Genomic DNA, 17,366 nt, shown 5'->3' with positions numbered 1-17,366 from the left:
ATAAATTATAATGTAGAGTTGTGGGATATTTTTATAATGTTTTTAGTAATATGTATCGCAGTGATAGAGAGGAAGGGCTCTTTTGAGTAACAGAAACGGTTATAGTGTGTACATATATAATGGAAGGAATTAGAAAAAATATTGTGAAGAGACAGGCTTAAATGGGTTCTCTTTTCTATTTTGAAAAAAAAACCAAGTATTCAACCTATAATAAATTTGTTATGATAACCAATGGGATAAAGTGAATTCCTATCGTTTAAAACAATATGTTTGAGAGTATATGTATAAAAGAAAAGAGAAAAAATATGAATAAAACATTTGTAAAAGGAGCAGCAATTTTAACCATTACAACTTTTTTGTCGAAATTGCTGGGTAGTTTTTTTCAAATTCCATTACAAAATATTGCAGGAGATGAAGTGCTCGGTATTTTCCGCCTTGTTTTTCCTGTATATATGATTGCTCTTACATTATCGGTAGCCGGAGTTCCACTTGCAATTTCGAAACTAATTGCAGAGTTGAACGAAAAAAATAAGCAAAAGGAAATTGCGAAATTATTTAAATCAGCGTCAATTATTGGGATAGCATTTGGCGTTTTCGGCTGTTTAGTCATTGTATTATTTTCTATTGAAATTGCAAATATGCTTGGTGGACAAGAAACTAGAATGCCGTTGCTTATTACTTCATTAGCATTACTCATTGCGCCATACATGGCGGTGTATAGAGGGTATTTTCAAGGTTTCGGTGATATGAAACCAACAGGGGTATCACAGGTCATTGAGCAATTTGTACGTGTGTTTTTTATGTTAATAATTGCTTACATACTAGTATCATGGGATAAGAGTAATACTGTTATTACTAGTGGTGCGATGGTTGGCTCTTTTCTTGGAGTCATTAGTTCGCTTATATATTTGCGTATAAAATATAATAGAAGTCCATACTACAATAAAAGCAATTCCTATTCGCTCCGAGATTTAAGAGAAAACGGCAAAAAGATATTGCGGGTATCGATCCCAATCGCTATTGGAGCTTTATCAATGCCACTTTTAAATTTAGTAGACTCGCTTACAATACCGCATGTATTACAAGGATCATCAACAGAAATTCAAGAACAATTTGGAATTTACAGTCGCGGTTTTGCATTCACGCAAATAATTGTTATTTTTGCAAGTGCAATTGTATTTCCGTTAATACCACTCTTAACTTCCGCATTGGCCAAAAGAGATATAAATTTGGCGAAAATAACAATTCAAAATACAAATCGACTAGCGCATGTTTTGACAGCACCGTTAACAATATGGTTGATGGCATTAACAGTACCGTTAAATGTCGGATTGTTCACAGATGTAAAAGGCAGTAGTATGTTAACAGTTATGATTGGCAGTTCGTATTTTACTGCGGTTATGGTATTATCAATAGGTGTTTTACAGGGCATTAACCGTTCTGCACAAGCTGCATGGATTGTTATTGGTGCGAGTTGTGTGAAAGTCGTGTTAAACATAATGTTCGTGCAGAAGTTTGGTATAGATGGAGCGGCGTATAGTACATTCATTACTTACGTATTGGTTTGTATTGTAAATCATTTGTATATTCGAAGCTATATTGCCTATTCTATTCATTTAAAAAGCTTTTTTGGTGTGCTAGCAATAGCATGTATTTTGGGACTAGGATTGTATGAACTATGTAATGTGATAAATATTACATCTTCAAGAATTATGACGTTATTATTCAGTGGTATAGCATTAAGTATTACAACCATTTTGTATGGTGTATGTGCTTTGAAATTAAAATGGATATCAATAAACAAAATACCATTTTTGAAAAGATAAATATAGAAATTTAATTTTTATTATAATTCATATGAACTGATAAAGAGGAAACTATGTAGGGTATCAAGTGTTTAGGTAAGGAATGGGTACTAGTTTATGTTAGATGAAATAAACGGTTACCTAGTTTTGGAGGAGATTTAGGGTGCGTTTAGTCTTATCAGGATATTATGGTTTTTATAATGTTGGAGACGAGGCGATTCTACAATCAATTATTGAATCGTTAAGTAAAGAGAACCCGGATATAGAACTAGTAGTACTATCAAATGATTCTAAATATACAAAGGAAATGTATGGTGTAGAATCGGTAGATCGCTGGGATATAAAAGCTGTTTATCATGCAATCAAAAACAGTGATGGAGTTATTAGCGGTGGCGGGAGCCTTCTTCAAGATCAGACAAGTACGAAGAGTATTCTATATTATACGGGTATTATGGGACTCGCTCGATTATTAAAAAAGCCGTATTATATTTATTCACAAGGAATAGGTCCAATTACAAAAGGATATAATCGTCTATTAGTAAAATGGAACTTGTCAAAAGCTTCCTATGTATCAGTTCGAGATGAGGATTCGTTTTTATATTTAAAAGAACTTGGCATAAAAAACGATATTGAAATTGTTCCAGACCCTGTTTTAACATGGAAACGGACAAAACAATCGGATTGGTTGCAAAAGCATTCGATACATGGAAAAGTAATTGCGGTTAGTGTGCGTTATTGGAATGCAAAAGAAGATTATATAAAAAAATTAGCTGCGGCATTAAAAAAATTAAAGCAAGAAGGATACCAAATTCTATTTGTTCCAATGCATGAGCCATTTGATCAAAAAGCTTCGCGTGAAGTAGTAGACTTAATGGGAGAAGAGACGTATATGCTTCCATATAAAATGGATATCGACGAGAAAATATTCATTTTATCACAATGTTCATTACTAATTGGTATGCGTCTTCATGCACTAGTTTTTTCTGCTGTAGCCAAAACTCCAATGGTCGGGATTTCATACGATCCGAAAATTGATTCGTTTTTAAGTCAAGTGAATCAGCCAGTTATAGGAAGTGTGGATGGCGAATGGAGTGCTGAATATTTATATGAGATTGCGAAAAAGCAATTAATGCAACAAGGAACTGTGCAGCAAGAGTTACAATTGACAATAGATGAGCTTCGGTTGCAAGGCAAACAGGCAACAAAGAAACTCATTGGTCATATGGAAAAAGGCACTTTATTAAAAAAGTAAAGTGCCTTTTATTTTGTTTTGAATGTAATGAAAATTCTAATTAAAAAACGTTTTATTTTAATTCCTATTTATTATGCTAAAATGATTGTGATTATTATATAATCAAATTTGTGATAATAAATTCGTAGATTACGAGGAGGATAACCTTGAAGACTTTTTCAAAAGGTATAACAGCAGTGGCATTAACGGGATCATTACTTTTAACTCCTATTTCAAGTTATGCGGCAAATGATGATATTACAGGACATATGTTTGAGACGCATATGCGCTCACTTATTACTAAAGGAGTTTTAATGGGGTATGGAGACAATGTATATGCGCCTGATAAATTAGTAACAAGAGCAGAGTTTGCTACATTCATAGCAAGGGCTTTAAATTTACCGAAAGCTGATTCGAATTTCGAGGATGTGCCGAAGACTTACGGTTTATATGATGGTGTAAGTAGAGCATATGGAGCGAAAATTATTAATGGTCGTACGAACGAGACGTTCTCACCAAATGATGTGATTACACGTGAAGAAATGTCGATCATGGTAAAGCGAGCGTTAGACTATAAAAATATTAAAGTAGCTGTAAGTCCGCTTACCTTTACTGATAAAGATAGTATTAACTATAAAGAGCATGTGCAAGTTATGGTGGCTACTCAAATTATTAAAGGGTATCCAGAAGATAATACATTTAGACCACATTTATCAGCTACAAGAGGGATGGCTTCAGCTATGTTGGATCGCATGCTTCAGACGATTGAAAAAAACGGAAATACCAATCCTGTAGAAACTAAGAAATATGTTGTGACAAATGTAAGAGAAAACGGAACAGAGCAAGAAGTAGAGCGCTATAATACGTATAAAGAAGCGGTTACGGCTGCTCAAAATAAAGGTATGAATGCGGTAAAATATGAGAACGAATTTTTATGGATTAAAGATGGTTTTGCAAGTGCGAAAAGAATAACTGGGCAAAACATCATTAATATTTATGATGAGAATTTAGCAACAGTATATACGTATATTCAGTATGGAACAGAATTGAAAGTGTTAGAAGTTGGCGAAGATCGTGTGAAAGTTCAACTTTCTGGTTTGACAGGTTATGTGAAGAAGAATGAAATCACTTTAATTCCTACCAATGAAATGAAACAGTCGTCTTATTATGTGAAATCAGATGGATATTTATACCATAAATATTATACATATAATACAAGTTCACCTGGATATACAGAATTTAGATATGGTGTGGCACCTTCTTTCATGAAGCAAGGACAGCAAATGTATAGTGTAGATGGAAAGACATTCGGAGACGAAACTTTCTATCAATATTTCAATTATTTATCATTACGTTCGAAAACAGATTATACAGCTGAACAACTAGATAGTTATGTGAAATCGATTAAGCCAGACTCTCCATTAATTGGTTTAGGAAAGAAATTTAAAGAAGTAGAAAGCAAGTATAATGTAAATGCATTATTCTTATATTCATTAGCAATTCATGAAAGTTATTATGGAACAAGCGCTCTTGCAAAAGACAAAAATAATTTATTTGGTTTAAAAGCAACAGACGATAGTCCATATGGTAACGGAGAAGCATTCAATTCAAAAGAAGATTGTATTGAACATGCAGCAAAATTATACATGAATGAAGGATATTTAAATCCAGGACATTGGCGTTATACAGCAACATATACAGGTGATAAAGCTGCTGGTTTAAATGCGAAATATGCATCTGATGCGAACTGGGGTAAAAAAGTAGCGGGGCATATGAACCGTTTTGATTCTTATTTAGGTAAAAAAGAATACAACAAGTACAAACTTGCACGTGTGATGAATAACGTGGAAGTGAAAAAGAATCCTAGTATATCAAATGAGCGACTGTATCGTTTAAATACAAATGTAGTTGTCACAGTTACTGGTGAAGAAATAATAAATGGAAAAGCGTGGGTTAAAGTTATTTCAGATAATCCTACTGTAACAGAAGCGTATATTGCAAAAGAAAGCTTAGAGTACGTAAAACATTAATTAAATAAAAAAGAAGGTGCTACTAATATTTCGTAGCACCTTCTTTTTATTCAATTTCAAAATCAACAATGATATAGGCGAGTATAACAACGAAGAAAATGCTAACGGCTGGCGCTGTTAATACGTGGCCAGACATAAAGCCAATGCCAAGTGATAGAATGAGTGTGCTCGCTAATAGCATATACTTTACAGTCATGATTTTCTTAAAGTTTGTGATCATGCGGATGAATAATGTAATACCAAAGTATAGAAGTGGTATTAAGTAAATAAGGAAACCGATAATTCCAAATGCGAAAAATAGGTCATGGAAGTCCATTTCAATTAATTTAATTTTATCTGTGTAGTTACCAGCGTAACCCATTCCGAATAGTTTTTGTGAAAGCGGTGCGTCTTTATAGTACTGTTTGTATGTTTTTAAGAATTTGTCGCGATCGCTGTAAATTAAACTTTTTACTTCAGAATCTGTAAGTTCACCTTTTGCATGTTTTTTTGCATCTTCTGGATCTTCTTTAATTACTTTTCCTTCTTTTCGATCTTTCTCTTCTTGTACTGATTTTTTGTATTCGTATATTTGCATGTGAATGCCCATATTTTTTGCGATAGGAGTATGCGGTGTAAGAACAATTAAACCTCCTAGTATAACAGCGGCAACAACGGTATTTACAATATGTGTGAATCCTTTTCCTTCTTTTTTACGATTTATCATGTACTCAAGGAATGAGAAGAAAAGTGCTACGCCTAATGTAATAACAATTGCGCCATATCCGACTTTCGTTCCGACCATAATACTTGCATACATCGCAAGTATTGTTGGAATCCAGTAATATATTTTCGAGAAAGAAGTTGTTTTATGAATTGAATATAAGACAATGATTGGGAACATAATGGCGAAAAGAGAACTTAAATCATTTCCAGCGAAGAACCAACCTCTTGAACCGATTTTTGAATGAGGATAGCTTGGGAAATCCGTTCCAGTTTGCATTGCGACAATCATTGTGATGCTTAAAATTAAAGTTGCATATAAGAAATATGTAATGATTTTATGAAATACATATTCTTTATTTTTTAGCTCTTTAAAGGCGATAATATATCCAAACAGTAGCACAATTGGATATATGCTCTTTAAGATAAATTTAACTTCTTCTCCAAATGAAATTGGAGATTTAACCATCATATTATTTACAAGACCGATTGCGAGTGCGATTCCGAGTAAACATAAATAGAGGATGTACTTTTTCGCATCTTGTTGTTTGTGATGAAGAAGTAGGTATCCTAATGCAAGAAGCATAAAGGCGAAACGGACTACAACTCCAACTGTTGCGCTCATGTGTAGTATATAGATTGAAAAAGATGTTAATAAATCTAAAATTGGTTGAAACACAATGAATAGCAATAGGAAATGTGGGAAGTAGTTATCCGTTTGTTTCAACTTATTAACCATATGTTCCTCCAGTTCTTCATTCCTTTATTACAACACCCAAAAGATGGGTATAAAGCCTTTTTTACATAGTAAGGCGAATGAATTTCAATATTTGTTTTTTTATCAAACTTAAGAATACACCATTTCATTGTAATGGTAAATAGATGAAAAGCATGGATAAACCGACTTTAATTTCTATATTTTTCAACGGAATTGTATGTTTTATACGGTATATGTACAAATTGCGAGATTATTAGACAGAAAATTGAGAAAAAAGAAGGATTTTTCAGTGGTTTTCTATAATTATATAAGTATAATCTTTATGGAGAAAAGAGGGGTATATATAATGGAAATAACAAGTAAAACAGAATCTGTCGTTGTGAAATATGAAGGCCACGTTGCAACGGTTATGGTCAATCGCCCAGAGGTGTTAAATGCGTTGGATGAGCCGACCTTAAAAGAGTTATTACAAAAGTTGAAAGAAGTAGCGGAAAGTTCTGCGCATATCGTTGTGTTATGCGGGAACGGCCGTGGTTTTTCTGCGGGTGGGGATATTAAATCGATGCTTTCAAGTAATGATGAAAGTAAGTTTGATGGCATTATGAATACCATTTCTGAAGTTGTCGTGACATTATATACGATGCCAAAGCTTGTTATTAGTGCAATTCATGGACCGACTGCAGGTCTTGGGTTAAGTATTGCGTTAACAGCTGATTATGTAATGGCGGATATATCATCTGTTATTGCAATGAACTTTATTGGAATCGCTTTAATTCCAGATGGAGGCGGTCATTTCTTCCTTCAAAAGCGTGTCGGTGAAAATATGACGAAGCAAATTATTTGGGAAGGTAAGAAATTATCAGCGACAGAAGCGCTTGATATCGACTTAATTGATGAAGTAATCGGCGAAGATTTCCAAACGGCTGTGAAGCAGAAGATTAATGAATGGTCACAAAAACCGATTAAAGCAATGATTCAAACGAAGCAAATTTTATGTGAAGTAAATCGCTCTAATTTAGAGCAAACATTGCAATTAGAAAAGCGTGGTCAATATGCAATGAGACAAACAGCGGATCATAAAGAAGGTATTGCTGCGTTTTTAGAGAAACGTTTACCAGCATTTAAAGGGGAATAAAGTTTGTCCATTCCTCACTGATTATTAGCTCGTTAATTCGGGATAAAGGGGAGAAAGTGCTAACACATTTTAGTATAATTGTGTTAGCACTTTTTTTTAGGAGTAATACATGAAGAAAATGATCGGTGTTATCACTATTATTTTGCTTACATATTCTGCTTTGCATAGTACACCATCTTTGGCAGTTCGGACTGCGTTATTTTTTGAGGGACATCCAAGTGTTGCATTTTCTGACGGGGTGACGAAAGAAAAAGATGTGAAAAAAGAAGCGATTCCAGATGAGTATCAAACTCTATATGGTAAGGACGAAGACTTAGAGCACTATTTCTTTCCACATGTAAGAGCACATGGATCAGGAATTGATATGTTAAGTGCATGCGTGAAGAAAAAATGGTTTTTCTATAAAGCAGAGCTCGGATGTTATTAAATATAGGAGGATGAATGATGTCAGCATATAACAAGTTAGTAAGAGATCGTGTTCCAGAGAAGATTTTAATGTCTGGAAAAACATATACAGCACAAAAATTAACAGGTCAAGCCTACATACAAGCTTTAGCGAAAATTGGAACGGAAGAAATTCGTGAATTTGCTTCTATGAAAGAACGCGAACATGCACTAGATTCTCTTGCAGATGCGCTAGAGGTTATCATTTCATTAGCACGTGCAGAAGGTGCATCGATTGAAGATGTGGAACGCCTTCGTAAGCAAAAAGAGATAGAGCGCGGTGGATTTGAAAGAGGTATTTATTTATTAGATGTTTCAGAAGAATAGTTTTATAGGAAAAGCATAGCGTTAATGAGTAACACTATGCTTTTTTGTTGCAATGAAGCTAATAATGAAGAAGATAGCTGTTAATATCCAGCCGATTGTAATAGAAGTAGTAGTATGAATGGCATAAGAGATTTGTAAACAAAATAATGATGCTAAAAACCAAATGAGTGCAATGTGTATATATTTTTTTGATATATTCATATTTCAGGGCTCCTTTTGTATACTAAAAAGAATTTTACTACAATTTAGAAAATTAGGCCATATAAGTAGAGGTTTTCTGGCGAATTTTGTATACTGAATAGTAGAGAAAATGAGGAGGAAACGACAATGGCACACCATACGAAAGAAACGATGGAACTGATTAAGGAGCTTGTCTCTATTCCAAGTCCATCTGGAAATACAGCAAAAATTATTAATTTCATTGAAAACTATGTCAGTGAGTGGAACGTAGAAACGAAACGTAATAATAAGGGAGCTCTTATTTTAACGGTAAAAGGGAAGAATGATGCGCAGCACCGCTTATTAACGGCACACGTTGATACGTTAGGTGCGATGGTGAAAGAAATTAAGCCTGATGGTCGCCTGAGTCTTTCTATGATTGGTGGATTTCGCTGGAACTCTGTAGAAGGGGAATATTGCGAAATTGAAACATCAAGTGGCAAGACATATACAGGAACGATTTTAATGCATCAAACATCTGTACATGTATATAAAGATGCAGGTGAAGCAAAACGCGATGAGAAAAATATTGAAGTTCGTATTGATGAGCGCGTATTTTCAGCTGATGAAGTACGCGAATTAGGAATTGAAGTAGGAGACTTCGTTTCATTTGATCCGCGTGTTCAAATTACAGAGAGTGGATACATAAAATCCCGTCATTTAGATGACAAAGTAAGTGTTGCGATTTTATTAAAATTAATTAAAAGATTACAAGATGAAAACGTAACATTACCATATACGACGCATTTCTTAATTTCTAATAATGAAGAGATTGGATACGGTGGTAATTCTAACATTCCTGAAGAAACTGTTGAATACTTAGCAGTTGATATGGGAGCGTTAGGTGATGGACAAGCATCTGATGAATATACAGTATCTATTTGTGCAAAAGACTCTAGCGGCCCGTATCATTACGCACTGCGTAAACATTTAGTAGAGCTTGCGAAAACGAATCATATTGAATATAAAGTAGATATTTATCCATACTACGGATCTGATGCATCAGCTGCGATTCGCGCGGGATTTGATGTGAAACATGCGTTAATTGGAGCGGGTATTGATTCTTCTCACGCATTTGAACGTACACATGAAAGTTCTATTGCGCATACAGAAGCATTAGTGTATGCATATGTAATGTCTAATTTAATTGAAGAATAATTTCATAGATAATAGAGAGCTGATTAAAGATATTATTTTTAATCAGCTTTTTATTTGGCAAAGCGATTAGGAGACATGTTCTAATCGCTTTTTAATCCCGCTATTTGCCGAGTAGTAAGACCCCTACCTCAAAATTCAGCGAAAGCAAAAAAGTTAGATGGGGACCGGGCTGCCTGTAAAAGCCCGATTGGTGAGGGCTGATTAAAGTTTTTTATATACATTCATTATAAGTTATATATATGCGATTTTTGTTATACGACCGGAAACGTATTTACTATAGATATATAATGTTATACACTATGAAAGGAATTAATTAATAGTTAATATTTTTTAGTTAGCTTGATTAAAAAAATTGTATGAATATGAAGTTTTGAGAGGAGATTTATTTTTCATGAAGTACAAAGCAATAGCCGCAGGTTTATTAGCAGCAAATTTACTAGCACATCCAATTAGTAGTTTAGCAGAAACGAAGAAATTTCCTGATGTTTCAGATAGTGCGTGGTCGAAAGACGCAATTTATTATTTAGTAGAGAGAAATGTAATTAACGGTATGCCAGATGGTAACTTTATGCCATACGGAAATTTAACACGTGCCCAGGCAGCAAAGATTATCGCAACAGCAATTGGTGCTAAAGTAGATCCAAATGCAAAGCCGTCTTATAATGATGCGAAAAATAGTTGGGCAGCTTCATTTATTGCAGCCATGGAAAAAGAGAATATTATTAAGGGACGAGAACCAGGAGTATTTGATCCTGAAGGAAAAGTAACTCGTGCTGAAATGGCAGCTATGCTTGTAAGAGCATATAATTTGAAGAGCAAAGTAACAGGACCAGTTCCTACAAAATTTGCTGATTTAGAGAATCATTGGGGTAAAGAAGAAGTTAATATTTTAGTAGAATTAAAACTTTCTTTAGGTACAGAGAATGGCTGGAAACCGAATGATTCTATTACGCGTGAACAAGCAGCTCAGCTTACTGCGCAAACAGATAAATTTAGCAAGAATAGTGATCGTCCAGTAGAAACAAAGAAAATGTACATAGATAGAAAATTCATTACATATCACGCACCATCATTAAGTTCTGGGATTAGTGCAAATCAGCATAATCCACAAATGGTTGAAATTAAAGAAGAACGAGATGGATGGATCAAAATTGCAACAAGTAACGGTGATAAATGGACACCTTTAGTAGAGAAAACAGAAGTTATTAATGAAGGGTTCACTACTTATGCAGAAGCTTCTTCTTCGTCAAAAGTAATGGGAACACATAACGCACAACAAGTAACTGTTATTGAAGAGAGCGGCAGTTGGATTCGTATCCGCATGGGCGCTGGTTTCCAATGGGTTAATAAAAATCAATTAAACCCAGTGAAGCAAGGTAATTTCTTAGAAGGCAAAGCGATTATCATTGATCCAGGTCATGGTGGAGTTGATCCAGGTCATTCTGGTGTGAAAATGGATGAAAGTGCTATTGTATTAGATACATCTTTACGTGTACAAAAACTATTTGAACAAAAGACACCATTTACTGTCTTATTAACACGTAATGATGATACGCGTCCGGGAAATACCCCTGGTGAATCTTTGAAAAAACGTGTAGAATTTGCACAAGAAAATAAAGGTGATATTTTCGTAAGTATTCATGCAAACGGGTTTAATGAACAAGTAGAAGGAACAGAAACGTTCTACTACAGATCAGCAACAAATCCAAACTCAGAAGAAAGCCGTGTACTAGCAGAAAAAGTACAAAAACGTTTAGTACAAGCACTTCAATCAAATGATAGAGGTGTAAAGACAGAAAACTTCTATGTAGTGAAATACAATACAATGCCTGCTATTTTAGCTGAACTAGGTTTTATCGATGCTAAAGGTGAAGGTGAAAAACTAGCTACTGAAGAATGGAGACAACGTGCAGCGGAAGCTATTTATCAAGGTATTTTAGATTACTATGAAGAAATGGGTAACAACGTGTCTTCTTTCCGTTAATAAATAATAAGAGATTGCCATTGGCAGTCTCTTTTATTTATTAACGTTTCTCTTTATTTCCGGCATATGATATCATTTAATTTTATATACAAAAGTATTTGAGTAATTGTAATTAGAACAATTTTAAACGATAGAGGATGATAATAGATTGAATAATCATAGTAAAACACCTGCCTGTATATATACGTATGCATTTCGTGAGGAGGAGCGTGCTTTATGTTACTTGGAAATGCGCTCGTTCTTTGGAATGGAGTCCCACGTTAATATTTTAAAAAGTGATGTCAAAATTGACCCTAGTAGAAGTGCGTTTATGAAAGAGCGAATTGAAGTTATGTATGAAGGGGACGACTTAGAAAGCATTTTAAAACAAGTGGAACAAATTGATTTGGCGGGAGCGACATTTAAAGTTATCTTCGTTAAAATCAATGACCTCGTTGGGGAGAATAAAATTGAATATGGAGAAAGACGTCTTATTGAACGAGACCTTGGCATGCATATTGAAGGAGAAGCGGATGTTCGTAATCCAGAGCGTGTATTTGGGATTGTTCCTCTTGGAGGGCGCTGGTACTTCGGGCACTATGTAGAAAGCGAACCAGTTTGGTATCATCACATAAAAAAACCGCATAGCTATTCGACATCACTTAGCACACGTGTTGCGAGATCAGTTGCAAATATCGCTGTACCAAATCCAGAGGGAGTACGAGCAATTGACCCGTGCTGCGGTATTGGAACAGTAGTAGTAGAAGCACTTTCTATGGGGATTAACATCGTTGGTAGAGATATAAATCCACTTGTAGTTCTTGGAACGAGAAAAAACATCGCACATTTCGGATTTGAAGGAACAGTAACAAAAGGTCCAATCGAGGAAATTACTGAGAACTATGACGTTGCCATTATCGATATGCCGTATGACTTATTTACGCATGCCACACCAGAAGACCAGCTCTCCATTCTTTCAAGTGCGCGCCGCATCGCTAAAAAGGTAGTCGTTGTAACGATGGAGACAATGGACGACATGATCCATGAAGCAGGATTTGAAATTACAGATCGCTGTATTACAAGAAAAGGATCATTTACTAGACAAATTCTTGTTTGTGAATAGAAAGAGAAAGGTCACCCGTTTGGGTGACCTTTTTCTATTGTAGTTTGATGTGTGATTGGTTGGTGGTTTAGGTAGATGAATTAGCGAAATTTGTCGATAAGTCGATATTACATGTCGAATCGCCGATATCGTTACATTAGAATGTTACTGTTCTTTTAATTTCTCTTGTTGTGCGATTAATAAATTGCGTAATATGTGTCCGCGGTAACTTTCTAGTTTTCGTCCTTCATGATAGCGTACGCCTAATTTTTTTAGTTCAGCTACGTACCAGCCCTTTGTTCCGTAATACATGGGATCACTTCCTTTTTGCTTTTGAACAGTATATGTTGGGGAGCGAAGTAACTTTACATTGAAAATAATAAGACTGGTTGTATCAAGGGGGCCCCCATAACATAGCCTCTGGACAGTGTATAAAAAAATAGACAGTAGTGTATGTTTTTCTAAACAATGCATACAAATTTATCCCCTATGCGTTGGCATGATATTTGCAATGAAAAGAGTATCAACGTATAGGGGAGAGATAGAAATGAAGGTTAGTAAAATATATACAACGATTGATGCACACGTAGCTGGGGAGCCGCTTCGAATTATTACGGGCGGAGTGCCAGAAATAAAAGGAGAAACGCAGCTGGAAAGACGCGCCTACTGCATGGAACATTTGGATTACCTTCGTGAAATTCTGATGTATGAACCGAGAGGGCATCACGGAATGTACGGTTGTATCATTACACCGCCAGCAAGTGCCCACGCTGATTTTGGTGTGTTATTTATGCACAATGAAGGATGGAGTACGATGTGTGGTCATGGCATTATCGCTGTTATTACAGTTGGAATTGAAACAGGCATGTTGGAAGTAAAGGGTGAAAAACAAAAGTTCATTATTGATAGCCCAGCCGGAGAAGTTATTGCGTATGCAAAATATAACGGGAGTGAAGTAGAATCTGTATCATTTGAAAATGTTCCTTCATTTGTATACAAAAAAGACGTTCCTATTAAAATAGATAACTATGAATTTCAAGTAGATATCGCGTTTGGAGGAGCATTTTACGCTGTTGTAGACTGTAAAGAATTTGGTTTGAAAGTTGATTTCAAAGATTTATCTGCTATTCAAATGTGGGGCGGTAAAATTAAACATTATATAGAGAGCAAAATGGAAGTGAAACATCCACTTGAAGAAGGATTGAAAGGAATATACGGCGTTATTTTCTCAGATGATCCGAAAGAGAAAGATGCAACTTTACGAAATGTAACAATCTTTGCTGATGGGCAAGTAGATCGTTCTCCTTGCGGTACAGGAACTTCCGCAAGAATCGCAACTCTTTTTGGAAAAGATGCTTTACAAAAGGGAGAAATTTTCGTCCATGAATGCATTACTGACGGGAAATTCGAGGGGGAAGTATTGTCGGTAACCGCAGTAGATACATATGAAGCTGTCGTTCCAAAAGTAACGGGGAATGCCTTTATTACAGGATTTCATCAGTTCGTTGTAGATCCGAGAGATGATTTGAATCGAGGATTTTTGTTAGGATAAGAGGAGGGGGTGGAAAGATATGCTTGTCATAAGCGCGAACGAACAAAGAAACTTAGTAAATATGAATGAAGTTATTGAATACGCGGCGCTTGCTTTAAAAGAATTTTCCGCAGAAAGAACGATTACACCAATAAGAGGCTCATTACCATTTGCGAACGAGCAAAATACGGCATTAATTATGCCTTCAGTAGCGGAAGGACTTGAGGCACTTGGAGTAAAAATAGTAACGGTAGTCCCGCAAAATAAACAGATAGGAAAGAAAACGATCAATGGGATTGTGATGCTATCAGACTTTCAAACGGGAGAACCGCTCGCACTTCTAGAAGGATCGTACTTAACGATGATCCGAACGGGCGCCTTATCAGGAGTAGCGACAAAATATTTAGCTCGTCATAACGCAAAAACTTTATGCATTATCGGCACGGGTGAACAAGCGAAAGGAATTGCCGAAGCAATATTTGCGGTTAGAGATATCGAAAAAGTCATCTTATACAATCGCACAGAAGAAAAAGCGTATGCATTTGCGCAATATATACAAGAGAAATTTGGTAAACCTGCTTACGTTTACAAGGATCCAAATGAAGCAGTACGTGAAGCAGACATCATCGTGACAACTACGAACGCAACCACACCAGTCTTCTCAGAAATCTTGCAAAAAGGCGTCCACGTAAACGCCGTCGGCTCATTCAGACCGAGCATGCAAGAACTACCCTCACATGCCATAGCTAAAGCAAACAAAGTAGTAGTCGAATCAAAAGAAGCAGCACTAGACGAAACAGGAGACCTTCAAGTTCCGATAAAAGAAGGTCTATTCAAAGCAAACGCCATTCACGCTGAACTTGGTCAAATTATAAGCGGAGAAAAAGCTGGGCGCGAAAATGATGAAGAGATTACTATTTTCAAATCAGTTGGTTTGGCGGTAGTAGATATTATCGTTGCGAAGTATTTGTATGAGAGAGCGTTGGAGCAAGGGGTAGGGAATAAGATTGAGTTTTGAGACTGCCTTTTGGTGGTCTTTTTTTCAATTCATCAAATGTCATGATAACCTCCTAAATGTGTTTTTTGTCTTTAATCCCATTCTACATTTTCGATCATATAAAATAATCATTTTAGAGGGATTTTCTGTAAGTTGATAGTTTTTTACCTCATTTTATGAGGCTACTTATTCGTGGTCTTTTTATTTTCTCCTCCGCATAAATATAGTTTATTGCAAGAATGCATTAATAGATTACAAACTTTCTACCTTTGCGAAAAAGTTTGACAATACATACGGGTAGTGGTAATTTAAAACCTATAAGAAAACTCGGTATTAATTCCGAGTTTTCTTATAGGTGTAAATAGTCGAGAGGGGTCGAAATATGAAGAAGAAGTTGTTTGTATTACCATTTGTCCTACTATTATTTATTGCATTAGCTGCTTGTTCAGGGGAAAAAGATTCGAAGCAAGCAGGAACTAGTAAATCAGGGACTCCGAAAGACGGAGGGGCGTTAACGATTGGTGTTAGCGATAATCCAGATACGATGAATCCGCTTTATGCGAATGATCGTGTGTCATTAACTGTGCAGCAAGCTTTATATGCGCCGCTATATCATATGGAAAACGGTAAGAAAAAGTTTGTTCTTGCTGAGAGCTTTACGCCTTCAGAAGATCAATTAACTTGGACACTGAAGTTAAAAGATAATTTGAAATGGCATGATGGTAAGAAAATTACATCAGACGATATAGCATTTACATTCCAATCTATTTTGGATGAGAAGCAAAATAGCTCAAGTCGTGAAAACTTTATTTTTAAAGGAAAGCCGCTTGAGGTGAAAAAGGTAGATGAGTTAACAACTCAATTCGTTTTACCACAAGTAAGCGCATCTTTCGAAGGTGTGATGAATGATTTCTTCCCAATTCCGAAACATGTATTTGAAGGGGAAGCAGATTTAGCGAAGAGTAAGAAAAACTTACAGCCTGTAGGATCAGGGCCGTTTAAGTTTAAAGAGTATAAATCAGATGAGTACGTTGCATTAGATCGATTTGATGATTATGTAGGTGGGAAAGCTAAATTAGACTCTATCGTATACCGAGTTGTAAAAGACCGTAATACAGCAAATGTTTCACTGCAAAATGGTCAAATCAACATGAAGATGATTGAGCCACAAGACTTTAAGAAATTAGATAGCACTGGGAACTTCTCAATGGTGACATTCCCTGAAGGTAGATTATTCTACTTATCTTATAACATGAATACGGAGCTTATGAAGAAAAAAGAAGTGCGCCAAGCAATTGCACATGCGTTAGATAAGAAAGAAATGATTAACTCAGCATTCGTTTCAGGTGAATTTGCAGAACCAGCAAATTCAATCTTAACGCCAGACGCTATGTATTATGCGAAAGATATTAAAGACTATAAGTATGATAAAAAAGAAGCGAAAGATTTATTAGCAAAAGCTGGCGTGAAAGATAAAGAAAAAGTACGTGTGATGTATGTAACGAATAATAAAATTATGGAAAGCTTAGCGTTATATACACAACAAAAATTAAAAGAAGTTGGCTTAGAAGTTGAACTAAATGCATTAGATGCTAGTGCGGCAAGTGAAAAAGGCTTAGATAAAGAGAATAAAGAATATGACATTACATTTGGTGGTTACATAATGGGACCTGAGCCAGATTCATATAAGAGCTTATTCTTAAGCAATGCTGAATACAATTATGCACGATATAAAAACGCTGATTTCGATAAGTTATGGGAAGAAGCTGCAGTTGAGACAGATAAAACAAAACGCGCAGAGCTATACCATAAAATTCAAGAGACAGCTAGAGAAGACGTACCTTATCTACCAATCGCGTATCCGAAAGCAGTTATTGCAGTAGATAAAAAGTTTGATGGATTAAAAGAAGCGAAAGCAATTCCTGTCACAATGTTTGAAGATCTATCTAAGATTTATGAAGTGAAATAAGAAACAATAAAGAAGCTGGTGGAAATCAGCTTCTT

The 17,366-nt window shown here is 35.6% G+C and carries 15 protein-coding genes; 12 read left to right on the top strand and 3 right to left on the bottom strand.

Features of this window, described 5'->3' with window-relative positions; all coding sequences use genetic code 11:
• The first annotated feature begins 305 nt into the window (after positions 1-305).
• The 3 genes from MR136_RS17705 (at position 306) to MR136_RS17695 (ending at position 5,066) form a co-directional block, all read left to right on the top strand.
• Positions 306-1,826: a putative polysaccharide biosynthesis protein gene (locus tag MR136_RS17705; RefSeq protein WP_001044001.1), complete on the top strand. Its 1,521-nt coding sequence runs from the start codon at positions 306-308 to the stop codon at positions 1,824-1,826.
• Between the two features lie 142 nt (positions 1,827-1,968).
• The gene (csaB, locus tag MR136_RS17700) at positions 1,969-3,057 is read left to right on the top strand and encodes a polysaccharide pyruvyl transferase CsaB (RefSeq protein ID WP_242259548.1); all 1,089 of its coding nucleotides are present in this window, start codon (positions 1,969-1,971) and stop codon (positions 3,055-3,057) included.
• A 146-nt stretch (positions 3,058-3,203) separates the two neighbouring features.
• The gene (locus MR136_RS17695; protein ID WP_000847498.1) at positions 3,204-5,066 is read left to right on the top strand and encodes an S-layer homology domain-containing protein; all 1,863 of its coding nucleotides are present in this window, start codon (positions 3,204-3,206) and stop codon (positions 5,064-5,066) included.
• Positions 5,067-5,112: 46 nt separating this feature from the next.
• On the opposite strand, the gene MR136_RS17690 is transcribed toward MR136_RS17695, so the two are convergent.
• Complete coding sequence (locus MR136_RS17690; RefSeq protein ID WP_146719240.1) at positions 5,113-6,507, bottom strand: O-antigen ligase family protein; 1,395 nt, start codon at positions 6,505-6,507, stop codon at positions 5,113-5,115.
• 301 nt (positions 6,508-6,808) lie between these two features.
• Between MR136_RS17690 and MR136_RS17685 the strand changes: the two genes are divergently transcribed.
• The 3 genes from MR136_RS17685 (at position 6,809) to MR136_RS17675 (ending at position 8,392) form a co-directional block, all read left to right on the top strand.
• Complete coding sequence (locus MR136_RS17685) at positions 6,809-7,621, top strand: enoyl-CoA hydratase (RefSeq protein ID WP_130055419.1); 813 nt, start codon at positions 6,809-6,811, stop codon at positions 7,619-7,621.
• A 109-nt stretch (positions 7,622-7,730) separates the two neighbouring features.
• Complete coding sequence (locus tag MR136_RS17680) at positions 7,731-8,048, top strand: hypothetical protein (RefSeq protein ID WP_000738198.1); 318 nt, start codon at positions 7,731-7,733, stop codon at positions 8,046-8,048.
• Positions 8,049-8,065: 17 nt separating this feature from the next.
• Entirely contained in the window at positions 8,066-8,392 is a 327-nt protein-coding gene (locus tag MR136_RS17675; RefSeq protein WP_001277350.1) for a nucleoside triphosphate pyrophosphohydrolase, read from the top strand.
• A 21-nt stretch (positions 8,393-8,413) separates the two neighbouring features.
• Here MR136_RS17675 and MR136_RS17670 read toward each other — a convergent pair whose 3' ends face one another.
• Positions 8,414-8,593, bottom strand: coding sequence for a hypothetical protein (locus MR136_RS17670; RefSeq protein ID WP_001027083.1), 180 nt, complete (start codon positions 8,591-8,593; stop codon positions 8,414-8,416).
• A 126-nt stretch (positions 8,594-8,719) separates the two neighbouring features.
• Here MR136_RS17670 and MR136_RS17665 point away from each other — a divergent pair, with 126 nt between their 5' ends.
• The 3 genes from MR136_RS17665 to MR136_RS17655 all read left to right on the top strand — a co-directional run bounded on the left by MR136_RS17665 (position 8,720) and on the right by MR136_RS17655 (position 12,855).
• Positions 8,720-9,769 carry a M42 family metallopeptidase gene (locus MR136_RS17665; protein ID WP_000930085.1) on the top strand — a complete coding sequence of 350 codons (1,050 nt, stop codon included), beginning with the start codon at positions 8,720-8,722 and terminating at the stop codon, positions 9,767-9,769.
• 391 nt (positions 9,770-10,160) lie between these two features.
• A complete protein-coding gene (locus MR136_RS17660; protein ID WP_017674480.1) occupies positions 10,161-11,753 on the top strand; it encodes an N-acetylmuramoyl-L-alanine amidase in 1,593 nt (530 codons plus the stop codon).
• 148 nt (positions 11,754-11,901) lie between these two features.
• Positions 11,902-12,855, top strand: a complete 954-nt coding sequence (locus MR136_RS17655) for a TRM11 family SAM-dependent methyltransferase (protein ID WP_001059319.1) — start codon at positions 11,902-11,904, stop codon at positions 12,853-12,855.
• Between the two features lie 144 nt (positions 12,856-12,999).
• Here MR136_RS17655 and MR136_RS17650 read toward each other — a convergent pair whose 3' ends face one another.
• The gene (locus MR136_RS17650) at positions 13,000-13,275 is read right to left on the bottom strand and encodes a YflJ family protein (protein ID WP_121868505.1); all 276 of its coding nucleotides are present in this window, start codon (positions 13,273-13,275) and stop codon (positions 13,000-13,002) included.
• A gap of 106 nt (positions 13,276-13,381) precedes the next feature.
• Between MR136_RS17650 and MR136_RS17645 the strand changes: the two genes are divergently transcribed.
• The 3 genes from MR136_RS17645 to MR136_RS17635 all read left to right on the top strand — a co-directional run bounded on the left by MR136_RS17645 (position 13,382) and on the right by MR136_RS17635 (position 17,331).
• A complete protein-coding gene (locus MR136_RS17645) occupies positions 13,382-14,386 on the top strand; it encodes a proline racemase family protein (RefSeq protein WP_017674479.1) in 1,005 nt (334 codons plus the stop codon).
• A gap of 19 nt (positions 14,387-14,405) precedes the next feature.
• Entirely contained in the window at positions 14,406-15,383 is a 978-nt protein-coding gene (locus tag MR136_RS17640) for an ornithine cyclodeaminase family protein (RefSeq protein WP_000960320.1), read from the top strand.
• A 361-nt stretch (positions 15,384-15,744) separates the two neighbouring features.
• Positions 15,745-17,331 (top strand): ABC transporter substrate-binding protein, encoded by a 1,587-nt coding sequence (locus MR136_RS17635; protein WP_063245595.1) that lies wholly within the window; start codon positions 15,745-15,747, stop codon positions 17,329-17,331.
• The last annotated feature ends 35 nt before the right edge of the window (positions 17,332-17,366 follow it).

Origin of the sequence: Bacillus cereus group sp. BfR-BA-01311 (genome assembly GCF_022664295.1) — a bacterium.
Classification (GTDB): domain Bacteria; phylum Bacillota; class Bacilli; order Bacillales; family Bacillaceae_G; genus Bacillus_A; species Bacillus_A cereus.
The sequence above is the reverse complement of the archived record's forward strand: the minus strand, read 5'-3'. Positions and strand labels throughout refer to the sequence as shown.

Excerpts from the sequence above, each read along its gene's own strand:
- MR136_RS17640 (WP_000960320.1), top strand. The coding sequence starts at position 14,406 with ATGCTTGTCATAAGCGCGAACGAACAAAGAAACTTAGTAAATATGAAT.
- MR136_RS17690 (WP_146719240.1), bottom strand. The coding sequence starts at position 6,507 with ATGGTTAATAAGTTGAAACAAACGGATAACTACTTCCCACATTTCCTA.
- MR136_RS17680 (WP_000738198.1), top strand. The coding sequence starts at position 7,731 with ATGAAGAAAATGATCGGTGTTATCACTATTATTTTGCTTACATATTCT.
- MR136_RS17685 (WP_130055419.1), top strand. The coding sequence starts at position 6,809 with ATGGAGAAAAGAGGGGTATATATAATGGAAATAACAAGTAAAACAGAA.
- MR136_RS17705 (WP_001044001.1), top strand. The coding sequence starts at position 306 with ATGAATAAAACATTTGTAAAAGGAGCAGCAATTTTAACCATTACAACT.
- MR136_RS17670 (WP_001027083.1), bottom strand. The coding sequence starts at position 8,593 with ATGAATATATCAAAAAAATATATACACATTGCACTCATTTGGTTTTTA.
- MR136_RS17645 (WP_017674479.1), top strand. The coding sequence starts at position 13,382 with ATGAAGGTTAGTAAAATATATACAACGATTGATGCACACGTAGCTGGG.
- MR136_RS17675 (WP_001277350.1), top strand. The coding sequence starts at position 8,066 with ATGTCAGCATATAACAAGTTAGTAAGAGATCGTGTTCCAGAGAAGATT.
- MR136_RS17635 (WP_063245595.1), top strand. The coding sequence starts at position 15,745 with ATGAAGAAGAAGTTGTTTGTATTACCATTTGTCCTACTATTATTTATT.
- MR136_RS17665 (WP_000930085.1), top strand. The coding sequence starts at position 8,720 with ATGGCACACCATACGAAAGAAACGATGGAACTGATTAAGGAGCTTGTC.
- MR136_RS17660 (WP_017674480.1), top strand. The coding sequence starts at position 10,161 with ATGAAGTACAAAGCAATAGCCGCAGGTTTATTAGCAGCAAATTTACTA.